The 12,471-nt window shown below is 65.1% G+C and carries 10 protein-coding genes; all 10 read right to left on the minus strand.

Annotated elements, in window-relative coordinates:
- Position 1 precedes the first annotated feature (1 nt).
- Complete coding sequence (locus PCA10_RS22440) at positions 2 to 1,633, minus strand: CTP synthase (RefSeq protein ID WP_041770405.1); 1,632 nt, start codon at positions 1,631 to 1,633, stop codon at positions 2 to 4.
- A gap of 171 nt (positions 1,634 to 1,804) precedes the next feature.
- A complete protein-coding gene (tilS, locus tag PCA10_RS22445) occupies positions 1,805 to 3,121 on the minus strand; it encodes a tRNA lysidine(34) synthetase TilS (RefSeq protein WP_041770406.1) in 1,317 nt (438 codons plus the stop codon).
- Positions 3,122 to 3,190: 69 nt separating this feature from the next.
- Positions 3,191 to 4,141 carry an acetyl-CoA carboxylase carboxyl transferase subunit alpha gene (accA, locus tag PCA10_RS22450; protein WP_016494379.1) on the minus strand — a complete coding sequence of 317 codons (951 nt, stop codon included), beginning with the start codon at positions 4,139 to 4,141 and terminating at the stop codon, positions 3,191 to 3,193.
- A 126-nt stretch (positions 4,142 to 4,267) separates the two neighbouring features.
- Complete coding sequence (gene dnaE / locus PCA10_RS22455) at positions 4,268 to 7,792, minus strand: DNA polymerase III subunit alpha (protein ID WP_016494380.1); 3,525 nt, start codon at positions 7,790 to 7,792, stop codon at positions 4,268 to 4,270.
- Positions 7,793 to 7,899: 107 nt separating this feature from the next.
- A complete protein-coding gene (gene rnhB / locus PCA10_RS22460; RefSeq protein WP_041770407.1) occupies positions 7,900 to 8,502 on the minus strand; it encodes a ribonuclease HII in 603 nt (200 codons plus the stop codon).
- On the minus strand, positions 8,502 to 9,635 hold the full coding sequence (gene lpxB / locus PCA10_RS22465; RefSeq protein ID WP_041770408.1) for a lipid-A-disaccharide synthase: 1,134 nt from the start codon (positions 9,633 to 9,635) through the stop codon (positions 8,502 to 8,504). Before lpxB ends, rnhB begins: the two co-directional genes overlap by 1 nt.
- A 4-nt stretch (positions 9,636 to 9,639) precedes the next feature.
- Positions 9,640 to 10,416, minus strand: coding sequence for an acyl-ACP--UDP-N-acetylglucosamine O-acyltransferase (gene lpxA / locus PCA10_RS22470; RefSeq protein ID WP_041770409.1), 777 nt, complete (start codon positions 10,414 to 10,416; stop codon positions 9,640 to 9,642).
- Positions 10,413 to 10,853, minus strand: coding sequence for a 3-hydroxyacyl-ACP dehydratase FabZ (fabZ, locus tag PCA10_RS22475; protein WP_016494384.1), 441 nt, complete (start codon positions 10,851 to 10,853; stop codon positions 10,413 to 10,415). Before fabZ ends, lpxA begins: the two co-directional genes overlap by 4 nt.
- Before the next feature lie 48 nt (positions 10,854 to 10,901).
- Positions 10,902 to 11,960 (minus strand): UDP-3-O-(3-hydroxymyristoyl)glucosamine N-acyltransferase, encoded by a 1,059-nt coding sequence (lpxD, locus tag PCA10_RS22480; RefSeq protein WP_016494385.1) that lies wholly within the window; start codon positions 11,958 to 11,960, stop codon positions 10,902 to 10,904.
- 2 nt (positions 11,961 to 11,962) lie between these two features.
- Positions 11,963 to 12,466 carry an OmpH/Skp family outer membrane protein gene (locus tag PCA10_RS22485; RefSeq protein ID WP_016494386.1) on the minus strand — a complete coding sequence of 168 codons (504 nt, stop codon included), beginning with the start codon at positions 12,464 to 12,466 and terminating at the stop codon, positions 11,963 to 11,965.
- Between the last annotated feature and the right edge of the window lie 5 nt (positions 12,467 to 12,471).

The following is a 12,471-nucleotide window of genomic DNA, read 5'->3' on the forward strand; positions in this document are numbered from 1 at the left end:
GTCAGGCCTTCTTCGCTTTCTGCGCGAGGGCAGCTGTTACGAAGCCGCTGAACAGCGGGTGGCCGTAGCGCGGCGTGGAAGTGAACTCCGGGTGGAACTGGCAGGCCACGAACCACGGGTGATCCGGGGCTTCCACGACTTCCACCAGGGCGCCGTCGCCGGAGCGGCCGGTGATCCTCAGGCCGGCAGCCTGGAGTTGCGGCAGCAGGTTGTTGTTCACCTCGTAGCGGTGACGATGACGCTCGACGATCTCGTCCTTGCCGTAGCAGCCGTGGACCAGGGAACCCGGCTCCAGCTGGCAGGCCTGTGCGCCGAGACGCATGGTGCCGCCGAGGTCGGAGGCTTCGGTACGGGTTTCGGTGGCGCCGGTGGCGTCTTCCCACTCGGTGATCAGGCCGACGACCGGATGGCCGCTGGACTTGTCGAACTCGGTGGAGTTGGCATCGGTCCAGCCCAGTACGTTACGGGCGAACTCGATGACCGCCACCTGCATGCCAAGGCAGATGCCGAGGTAGGGGATCTTGTTCTCGCGGGCGTATTGGACGGTGGCGATCTTGCCTTCCACGCCGCGCAGGCCGAAGCCGCCGGGAACCAGGATGGCGTCGACGCCTTCCAGCAGGCTGGTGCCCTGGTTCTCGATGTCTTCGGAGTCGATGTAGCGCAGGTTGACCTTGGTGCGGTTCTGGATGCCGGCGTGGCTCATCGCTTCGATCAGCGACTTGTAGGCGTCCAGCAGCTCCATGTACTTGCCGACCATGGCGATGGTGACGTCTTTCTCCGGGTTCAGCTTGGCATCGACGACGCGATCCCACTCGGAGAGATCGGCACCGCCGCACTGCAGGCCGAAGCGCTCGACGACGAAGTCGTCCAGGCCCTGGGCATGGAGCACCGACGGGATCTTGTAGATGGTGTCGACGTCCTGCAGCGCGATGACGGCGCGCTCCTCGACGTTGGTGAACAGCGCGATCTTGCGACGGGAGGACAGGTCGACCTCGTGGTCGGAGCGGCAGATCAGCACGTCCGGCTGCAGGCCGATGGAGCGCAGCTCCTTCACCGAGTGCTGGGTCGGCTTGGTCTTGGTCTCACCGGCGGTGGCGATGTACGGCACCAGGGTCAGGTGCATCAGCATGGCGCGCTTGGCACCCACTTCCACGCGCAGCTGGCGGATGGCTTCGAGGAAAGGTTGCGATTCGATGTCACCCACGGTGCCACCGATCTCGACCATGGCCACGTCGGCATCGCCGGCGCCCTTGATGATGCGGCGCTTGATTTCATCGGTGATGTGCGGGATCACCTGGATGGTCGCGCCCAGGTAGTCGCCGCGGCGCTCCTTGCGCAGCACGTCCTCGTAGACGCGGCCGGTGGTGAAGTTGTTGTTCTGGGTCATGGTGGTGCGCACGAAGCGCTCGTAGTGGCCCAGATCGAGGTCGGTTTCGGCGCCGTCCTCGGTCACGAAGACTTCACCGTGCTGGAAGGGGCTCATGGTGCCAGGATCGACGTTGATGTACGGATCCAGCTTGAGCATGGTGACCTTCAGCCCCCGCGCTTCCAGAATGGCGGCCAAGGATGCCGAGGCGATGCCTTTCCCCAAAGAAGAAACAACACCGCCCGTGACGAAGATGTAGCGCGTCATGAAAAACCCTAGAAGTCTGCGTTTAGGCGGATAGCCGCCGGGGAAAGCGATGAAGGGCTGTGGCCTTCAACCATGGAGCGCACTGGGCGCTGCTTCAAAAGCAACAACCGCCGACTCTGAAGGAATCAGCGGAAGCTATGTAAGACGGGAGCGTAGTCTACCGGAAAGACCCTACCAGCTCAAACCTTGGTCATTCGTCGGTGGCGTCCAGCGCAATCGCCAGCCACCCTCGCGCGGACCGTCCAGGCCGGGCAGGTTTGCCAGGGCACGCGGTTGGCCGTCGACGAACAGCAGCGGCAATCGGACGCGGACGAAGGCGGGCAGGCGTGCTTCGTTGAATAGCCGCTTGAGGTCCCGATGCCCCCGCCCTTCCACGTCCAGCACTTCCCCGCCCTGCCGGTAGCGGATTTCCAGGCGGCCCACCGGCGGCGCCCCCAGGGGTTCCAGCCGGCCATTGCCGGGTAGCGGCAGCGGCTGGCGCGAATCGCTCCAGGCCAGGCCGGACGCCGGGGTGGCGAGCCAGTCCCCCGACAGCCACCACAACCGTCCGTCGGCGCGCCGCAGCTCGCCCCTGGCCAGGCGCCAGATCGGCGTCGCGTCGACGGCGGCATCGCGCAAGTCCTCCCAACCCGCCCAATGGTCGCTGTCGGGCAGCGGCGTGAATGCCGACAGCCATAAACGCAGGGCGTTGCGCTGCCTGGCCGGCGACAAGGCGACCATGGGAGCGAGGTCCAGCGATGGCAACGGCAGCCAGGCGAACTCGCAGCAGCCTTGTGCGGTGTTCAGGTCGGCCTGGGCCAGCTCATCCAGAAGCAACTGCGCCTCGGCCATGTGTTCGGCGCTGCGCGCCAGGCCTTCTGCCGCCCGCGGCCAACGGGTCCGCAGGGCCGGGAAGATGTCGCGACGGAGGAAATTGCGGGCGAGGGATGTGTCGGCATTGCTCGGGTCTTCCACCCAGGAAAGACCTTGCCCACGGGCGAAGGCTTCCAGCTCGCCCCGGGACACCTGCAACAGCGGCCGGACCAGGCTGCCTCGCCCCAGTGGCCGGCTTGCCGCCATCGCCGCCAGGCCGCGCACGCCGGCGCCACGCAGCAGGCGGAACAGCAGGGTCTCGGCCTGGTCGTCGCGGTGCTGGGCGCTGAACAGGACCTCGCCGGCGCCCAGGCGACCGATGAAAGCGGAATAGCGCGCATCCCGCGCGGCCCGCTCCAGGCTGGCCCCGGCGTCGACCCTTACCCGCAAGACCTCCAACGGCACCCCCAGCCCGTCGCAGACGCCCTGGCAATGCGCCGGCCAGGCGTCGGCCGCAGCCTGGATGCCGTGGTGAACGTGAAGGGCTGAAAGTGGCGGCAGGGACTCGCGCTGGGCGAGGCGCGCCAGCAGGTGGAGCAGGACGGTGGAATCGAGCCCGCCGGAAAACCCGACACGCCAGGCCGGTGCGTTGCGCCAGGGGGCCAGGGCGGACAGCAGGTGGGACTCGAGTGACATGGGACGCTCAAACAGAAAACGGGCCCCAAGCATAAAGCCGGGGCCCGTTTCTTGGCAGCCGGTAAGGGATCAGGCCACGCCGTAGCTCATCAGGCGCTCGTAGCGACGCGCCAGCAGATCCTCGTCGTTGAGCTTCTTCAGCCCTTTGAGCTGCTCGGAAAGCTCCTTGCGGATGGACTCGGCCGTGGAGGCCGGATCGCGATGGGCGCCGCCCAGGGGCTCGGCGATCACCTTGTCGACGATGCCCAGGCCTTTCAGGCGCTCGGCGGTGATGCCCATGGCCTCGGCCGCATCCGGCGCCTTCTCGGCGGTTTTCCACAGGATGGAAGCGCAGCCTTCCGGCGAGATCACCGAGTAGGTGGCGTACTGCAGCATGTTCAGACGGTCGCAGACGCCGATGGCCAGTGCGCCGCCGGAGCCGCCTTCGCCGATCACGGTGGCGATGATCGGGGTTTTCAGGCGCGCCATGACCCGCAGGTTCCAGGCAATGGCCTCGCTCTGACCACGTTCCTCGGCATCGATGCCCGGGTAGGCGCCGGGGGTGTCGATGAAGGTCAGGATCGGCATCTTGAAGCGTTCGGCCATTTCCATCAGGCGGCACGCCTTGCGGTAGCCCTCGGGGCGCGGCATGCCGAAGTTGCGGCGAACCTTCTCGCGCACCTCACGGCCCTTCTGATGGCCGATGATCATCACCGGCTCGTCTTCCAGACGGGCAATGCCACCAACGATGGCCGCGTCGTCGGAGAAGTGGCGGTCGCCATGCAACTCGTCGAACTCGGTGAAGATGTGCTCGATGTAGTCGAGGGTGTAGGGCCGGCGCGGGTGGCGCGCCAGCTGGGCGATCTGCCAGCTGGAGAGATTGCCGAAAATGCTTTCGGTGAGCGCGCTGCTCTTCTCCTGCAGACGAGAAATCTCGTCGGTGATGTTCAGGGCGTTGTCGTTACCGACCAGACGCAGCTCCTCGATCTTGGCTTGCAGATCGGCGATGGGCTGTTCGAAATCCAGAAAGTTCGGGTTCATAGGCTTCCGTCGTGCGCTTGGGGCCAGGCGGCTGGTTCTATTTGGCGCCCTACCTTAAGGGATCGGGCGCGTTCGGGTCGAGATCAAATCGAAATCAGGCCGGGCGGGCGTGCTATCACGCTCGCATCAGCGGTAGTGCAGGAAGACGTTGTCGCGCCCGAACTGGTCACGCAATGCCTGAATCAAAGCGTCGGCCGGTGCGATTCTCCAGTCATCGCCGAACTGCAGAACGGCTTTCGCGTCCGCCCCGCTGTAGTCCAGGGTCAGCGGGCAGGAGCCGCGGTGACGGCCGCAGAGCTCGGCCAGCCAGCGCAGCCGGTCACCCTGCAGGGCGCTGTAGTCGACCTTCATGCGCAGGCTGTCGGCGAGGCCGGTGCGGGCCTCTTCCAGGCTCAGCACGCGCTTGGCGCGCAGGCGCAGGCCGCCGGAGAAGTCATCGTGGCTGACCTCCCCTTCCACCACCACCAGGGCGTCGGTCTGCAGCAGCGCGTGGGCGCTGTTGAAGGCTTCGGCAAACAGCGACGCCTCGATACGGCCGGAACGGTCGTCGAGGGTGATGAAGCCCATCTTGTCGCCCTTCTTGTTCTTCATCACCCGCAGGTTGACGATCAGGCCGGCGATGATCTGGGTGTCGCGCGCCGGCTTCAGCTCAACGATGCGCTGGCGGGCGAAACGGCGAATCTCGCCTTCGTACTCGTCGATGGGGTGACCGGTCAGGTACACGCCCAGGGTGTCCTTCTCGCCCTTCAGGCGCTCCTTGAGGGACAGCTCCTTGGCCTTGCGGTGGTTGACGTAGACGTCCGCCTCGGGCTCGGCGAACAGGCCGCCGAACAGGTCCATGTGGCCGCTATCGTGGCTGCGGGCGGTCTGCTCGGCAGCCTGGATGGCCTCTTCCATGGCCGCCAGCAGTACCGCGCGGTTGCGGTCGACGCCGGCCTGGTAGGCCTTGGGTTCATTGCTGAAGAAGGGGCCGAGGCGGTCCAGGGCGCCACCCCGGATCAGCGCTTCGAGGGTGCGCTTGTTGATGCGTTTCAGGTCGACGCGGTTGCAGAAGTCGAACAGGTCCTTGAACGGCCCGCCTTCGGCGCGGCATTCGGTGATCGCCTCCACCGGGCCCTCGCCCACTCCCTTGATGGCGCCGAGGCCGTAGACGATCTGGCCGTCCAGATCCACGGTGAAGCGGTATTCGGAGTTGTTCACGTCCGGCGCGACGATGCGCAGTTTCATGTTCCGGCATTCTTCGATGAGCGTCACAACCTTGTCGGTGTTGTGCATATCCGCGGTCAGTACCGCGGCCATGAAGGGTGCCGGGAAGTGCGCCTTGAGCCAGGCGGTCTGGTAGGAAACCCAACCGTAGGCGGCCGAGTGGGATTTGTTGAAGCCGTAGCCGGCGAACTTTTCCACCAGGTCGAAGATGTTGCCCGAGAGGTTCGGGTCGATGCCGTTGCTGGAGCAACCCTCGATGAAGCCACCGCGTTGCTTGGCCATTTCCTCGGGCTTCTTCTTGCCCATGGCGCGACGCAGCATGTCCGCACCGCCGAGGGTGTAGCCCGCCATCACCTGGGCGATCTGCATCACCTGCTCCTGGTACAGGATGATGCCGTAGGTGGGCTTGAGCACGGGCTCCAGGCCCGGGTACTGGTAGTCGGGGTGCGGGTAGGACAGCTCGGCGCGGCCGTGCTTGCGGTTGATGAAGTCGTCCACCATGCCCGACTGCAACGGGCCCGGGCGGAACAGCGCCACCAGGGCGATCATGTCTTCCAGGCAATCCGGCTTGAGCTTCTTGATCAGCTCCTTCATGCCGCGGGATTCAAGCTGGAAGACCGCGGTGGTCTCCGCCTTCTGCAGCATGTCGTAGGTTTTCTTGTCATCCAGCGGGATGCGGTCAATGTCCACCAGCGGCAGGCCGTTCTTCTCCTGCTCGCGGTTGATCATCTCCATCGCCCACTTGATGATCGTCAGGGTGCGCAGGCCGAGGAAGTCGAACTTCACCAGGCCGGCGGCTTCCACGTCGTCCTTGTCGAACTGGGTCACCAGGCCGGCGCCCTCTTCGTCACAGGCGATCGGCGAGAAGTCAGTGAGCTTGGTCGGCGCGATCACCACACCACCGGCATGCTTGCCGGTGCCCCGGGTAATGCCTTCCAGCTTCAGGGCCATGTCCCAGATTTCCTGGGCTTCCTCGTCGACCTTTAGGAAGTCGCGCAAGGCCTCTTCCTGGTTGTAGGCGGCCTCCAGGGTCATGCCCACTTCGAAGGGGATCATCTTCGACAGGCGGTCGGCCAGGCCGTAGGACTTGCCCTGCACCCGCGCCACGTCGCGCACCACCGCCTTGGCCGCCATGGAGCCGAAGGTGATGATCTGGCTCACCGCGTTGCGGCCGTACTTGTCGGCCACGTAGTCGATGACCCGGTCGCGGCCGTCCATGCAGAAGTCGACGTCGAAGTCGGGCATGGAGACCCGTTCGGGGTTGAGGAAGCGCTCGAACAGCAGGTCATAGGCCAGCGGGTCGAGGTCGGTGATCTTCAGTACGTAGGCCACCAGGCTGCCGGCGCCCGAGCCCCGGCCAGGGCCCACCGGCACACCGTTGTTCTTGGCCCACTGGATGAAGTCCGCAACGATCAGGAAGTAACCCGGGAAGCCCATCTGGATGATGGTGCCGAGCTCGAACTCCAGGCGATCGATGTAGAGCTGACGCTTCTCTTCGTAATCCGGCGTGGTGTCCTTGGGCAGGAGCACGCTCAGGCGCTCTTCCAGGCCCTCGAAGGAGGCGTGGCGCAGGTAGTCGTCGATGCTCATGCCGTTGGGCGTGGGGAAATCGGGCAGGAAGTGCTTGCCCAACTGCACCTCGATATTGCAGCGCTTGGCGATCTCGACGGTGTTTTCCAGTGCCTCGGGGATATCGGCGAACAGCTCGGCCATCTCCTCCGGCGACTTGAGGTACTGCTGGTCGGAGAAATTGCGCGGCCGGCGCGGGTCGTCCAGGACTCGGCCTTCGCCGATGCAGACGCGGGTTTCGTGGGCCTCGAAGTCGCCGGGCTTGATGAAGCGCACGTCGTTGGTGGCCACCAGCGCGGCGCCGCAACGCTCGGCCAGAGCCACGGCGGCATGCACATGCTCTTCGTCGCCGACCCGGGAGGTGCGTTGCAGCTCCAGGTAGAAGCGCTCGGGGAAGACCGCCTGCCATTCGGCCAGCAGGGCCTCGGCGCCGGCCTGGTCGCCGTTCAGCAGGGCCATGCCGATCTCGCCTTCCTTGGCGCCGGAGAGGGCGATCAGGTCCTCGGAGGCCTGCTTCACCCAGTCGCGCTGAATGATCACCAGGCCATTGCTCTGGCCTTCGGACCAGCCACGGGAGACCAGCTCGGTGAGGTTGCGATAGCCCTTGGCGCTCATCGCCAGCAGGGTCATGCGGCTCAGGGGGCCGTCCTCGGCCAGGCTGGCCAGCCAGATATCCGCGCCGCAGATGGGTTTGATGCCTCCGCCCATGGCGGTCTTGTAGAACTTCACCAGGGAACACATGTTGCTCTGGTCGGTGATCGCCACCGCCGGCATACCTGCCCCCGCGACGGCCTTGACCAGCGGCTTGACCCGCACCAGGCCGTCTACCAGGGAATATTCGGAGTGCAGACGCAGATGGACGAAGGAAGCGCTCATGGAAGTCCTATGCAAAACACAAAAAACAACAAGGCCCGGATTGTACCGGGCCGTCGGGCAAAGCTACAGGCTTGGGATCGAGTGGTGGACAGGTGTAGCAGGCAGCCTCAGCGGCCGTCTTCCAGCAGCGCGCGGACCGGTCCGAAGGAGCGACGGTGGATGGGCGTCGGCCCCAGGCGGCGCAAGGCTTCCAGGTGGACCGCCGTGGGATAGCCCTTGTGTCCGGCAATGCCATAACCCGGGTACAGGGCGTCCAACTCGGCCATCTCCCGGTCACGGGCGACCTTGGCCAGGATGGACGCTGCGGCGATGGCCGGTACCTGGCTGTCGCCCTTGACCACCGGCGCACTGGGCACCTTGAGCTTGGGGCAACGATTGCCGTCGATCAGCGCCAGCTTCGGCGTGACGCTCAAGCCTTCCACAGCGCGCTGCATGGCGAGCATGGTGGCGTGAAGGATGTTCAACTGGTCGATCTCCTCGACCTCGGCGCGGGCGATGCACCAGGCCAGGGCCTTTTCGCGAATCTCGTCGAACAGCGCATCACGGCGGGCCTCGGAGAGCTTCTTCGAGTCGTTCAGGCCAAGAATCGGCCGCGCCGGATCGAGGATCACCGCGGCCGTGACCACGGCACCGCAGAGGGGGCCACGGCCGACTTCGTCGACGCCGGCCACCAGTTCTTCCACCAGGCTGAAGTCCAGACCGAGTTGCATCAGGGTGCTCCAATCAGTTGCAGGATTGCGTCGGCGGCCTGGCTGGAGGCGTCCTGGCGCAAGGCGCGATGAATGACGTCGAAACCGTGGGTCTGCACCTCGCCGTCGTCCAGCAGCGGTGACACCGCCTGGGCCAGGGCATCCGGGGTGGCGGCGTCCTGAATCAACTCGGGCACCAGCAGACGCTGGGCCAGCAGGTTGGGCAGGGACACGTAGGGGCTCTTCACCAGGCGCCGGAGAATGCGATAGGTCAGCGGCGCCAGCTTGTAGGCGACCACCATCGGCCGCTTGTACAGCAGCGCCTCGAGAGTCGCGGTGCCGGAGGCGATCAGCACCGCGTCGCACGCGGCCAGGGCCTCGTGGGACTGGCCGTCGAGCAGACGCAACGACAGGTCGCGGCCGGCCAGCATTTCCTCTACCTGCACGCGCCGCTCGGGGCTCGCGCAGGGCAGGACGAAACGGATACCGGGGCGAATCGAACGCAGTCGCTCGGCGGCATCGAGGAACAATGCGCCCAGCTTGCCGACTTCGCCGCCCCGGCTGCCCGGCAGCAGCGCCACGACGGGCGAGTCCTCGGGCAGATCGAGCGCGGCGCGAGCGGCCGCGCGATCGGCGTCCAGGGGAATGGCATCGGCCAGCGGATGACCGACAAAACGTACCGGCACGCCCTTCTCTTCGTAGAAGCGCGCTTCGAAGGGGAAGAGCGTGAGCATCAGGTCGCAGCCTTCGCGGATCTTCAGCACGCGCTTCTGCCGCCAGGCCCAGACCGACGGGCTGACGTAGTGCACGGTCTTGATCCCGGCACGGCGCAGCTTGAGTTCGACGCCCAGGTTGAAATCCGGGGCATCGATACCGATGAAGACGTCGGGACGCTGCTCGATCAGGGTCTGGATCAGGCGTTTGCGGCGCGACAACAGCTCGGGCAGTCGACCCAGTACTTCCACCAGGCCCATGACCGCCAGGCGCTCCATGGGGAAATAGGAGTCCAGCCCCTGCGCCTGCATGCGCGGACCACCAACGCCGATGAACTCGATGTCGGGGTGGCGCGCCTTGAGCGCCTGCATCAGGGTGGAACCGAGGATATCGCCGGACGCCTCGCCGGCTACCAGCGCGATGCGCAAAGGACGATTCATGGTCTCAGCGGGTAATGCCGCGGGTCGAGGACTGGATGGAGTCGCGGAAAACAGCCACTTCCGGGAACTGCGCGGAAGACTCGGCCAGTTCGGCCAGGGCCTGTTCCACGGTCAGACCCTGGCGGTAGACCACCTTGTAGGCACGGCGCAGCGAGGCGATGGCCTCGGCGCTGAAACCACGACGGCGCATGCCCTCGAAGTTCATGCTGCGGGCTTCGGCCGGGTTACCGAAAACGGTGACGTAGGCCGGCACGTCCTTGCCGATTGCGGTGCCCATGCCGGAGAAGCTGTGGGCGCCGATGCGGCAGAACTGGTGCACCAGGGTATAGCCGGAGAGGATCGCCCAGTCGTCCACGTGCACATGGCCAGCCAGCGCGGTGTTGTTGACCAGGATGCAGTGGTTGGCGATCACGCTGTCGTGACCGATGTGCACGTAGGCCATCAGCAGGTTGTGGTCGCCGATGGTGGTCTCGGCCCTGTCCTGGACGGTGCCACGGTGAATGGTCACGCCTTCGCGGATCACATTGTGGTCACCGATCACCAGCCGGGTGGCTTCACCCTTGTACTTCAGGTCGGGCGTGTCCTCACCCACCGAGGAAAACTGGTAGATGCGGTTGTGCGCGCCGATACGGGTCGGTCCCTTGATGACCACATGGGGTCCGACCACGGTCCCCTCGCCGATTTCCACATCGGGTCCAATGATCGACCAGGGGCCGACCTGAACACCATCCGCCAGCTTCGCCGACGGATCGATAATGGCGCGAGGGTCAATCAAACTCATAGTTTGCGTTCCGCACAGATGATCTCGGCCGAGCAGACGTCCTTGCCATCGACGCTGGCGCGGCAATCGAATTTCCAGATACCGCGTTTGACGCTGGTGAACTGTGCATCGAGGATCAGCTGGTCGCCCGGCAGTACCGGCTGGCGGAAGCGCAGCTTGTCGGAGCCGACGAAGTAGTAGAGGGTGCCGTCGGCCGGTTTCACGTCGAGCATCTTGAAGCCGAGGATGCCGGCCGCCTGGGCCATGGCTTCGATGATCAGCACGCCCGGCATGATCGGATGCTGCGGGAAGTGGCCGTTGAAGAAGGGCTCGTTGATGCTGACATTCTTGTAGGCGCGAATGCGCTTGCCTTCAATATCCAGCTCCACGACCCGATCCACCAGGAGGAAAGGGTAGCGGTGAGGCAGATATTCGCGAATCTCGTTGATGTCCATCATGTTCCTGGAGCCTTTTAAGAAGATTGGGGATGCACGGCGCTGCGCGAATCACGCTTCTGATGAAGCATCCCCGCCCGGGGTCACTGCCGCCAGGCGTTTTTCCAGTTGCAGCAGACGACGCGCCATGTCGTCCAACTGGCGTATACGGGCGGCACTCTTCTTCCAGTCCGCGGCAGGCTGCATCGCGGTTCCGGAGGAGTAGGCACCCGGCTCGGTGATATTGCGGGTCACCATGGTCATGCCGGTGACGAACACGTTGTCGCACACCTCGATGTGGCCGACCATGCCCACACCACCAGCGATCATGCAGTTGCGGCCGATCTTGGTACTGCCGGAAATGCCGCAGCAACCGGCCATGGCGGTGTTGTCGCCGACCTGTACGTTGTGCGCGATCATGATCTGGTTATCCAGCTTCACGCCATTGCCGATCAGGGTATCGGACAGGGCACCGCGGTCGATGGTGGTATTGGCACCCACCTCGACGTCGTCGCCCAGGGTCACACCGCCGATCTGCGCGATCTTCTGCCAGACGCCCTTCTCGTTGGCGAAACCGAAACCTTCACCACCGATCACCGCGCCGGACTGGATCACCACCCGCTTGCCGATCTTCACGTCGTGATAGAGCGTCACGCGCGGGGCCAGCCAGCCGCCTTCACCGATGACGGTGCGGGCACCGACCACGCAGTGGGCACCCAGGCTCACGCCGGCGCCGATCTGTGCGCCGGACTCGATCACCACATAGGCGCCCACGCTGGCACTCGGATCCACCCTGGCATCGTCCGCCACCAGCGCGGTGGGATGGATACCGGGCTGCGCCTTGGGCTTGGGATCGAACAGGTGGGAGAGTTCGGCGTAGGCCAGATAGGGGTTGGCCACCACCAGCGCATCGCCGACATGACCTTCGGCGTCGGCCGCGGTCAGCAGGACGGCGGCGGCCTTGGTGTCGCCGAGGAACTTGCGGTACTGCGGATTGGCCAGGAAGCTGAGTTGACCGGGACCGGCCTCCTGCAGCGTGGCCAGGCCGCTGATGGGCGTGTCCTCGGAGCCACGCAGGGTGGCTCCGAGGCGCTCGGCCAGTTGGCCGAGGGTGAAGACCAGGGCTGCCATTATCAGCGCTGCTGGTTCATGCGCTCGATGACCTGGCGGGTGATGTCGTACTGCGGCTTGACGTCCACCACAGCACCACGCTCCAGCACCAGGTCATAGCTGCCTTGCTTGAGTACTTCTTCGACCGCCTTGTCCAGCTTCGGCTTGAGCTGCTTGAGCATGTCGCGGTCGGCAACGGCCTTGGCTTCGTTCAGTTCCTTGGACTGGAACTGGAAGTCGCGGGCCTTTTGCTTGAATTCGAGCTCCAGGCGCTCACGCTCGGCCTGCTGCATTTTGTCGCCGCCCTTGACCAGGCGATCCTGGATGCGCTTGGCGTCGCTTTCCAGGGTCTTCAGCTTGTTCAGCTGGGGACCGAACTTCTTCTCGGCATCGACGGCGTATTTCTTGGCGGCGTCGGATTCCAGCAGGGCCATTTGGTAGTTCAGTACCGCGATCTTCATTTCCGCGAAGGCCGGAGTCGCCATCAAGGCAGCGGCAACCAGAACGAATTGAGTCAACTTACGCACGATGC

The organism is Pseudomonas resinovorans NBRC 106553, from assembly GCF_000412695.1.
GTDB classification, from domain to species: domain Bacteria; phylum Pseudomonadota; class Gammaproteobacteria; order Pseudomonadales; family Pseudomonadaceae; genus Metapseudomonas; species Metapseudomonas resinovorans_A.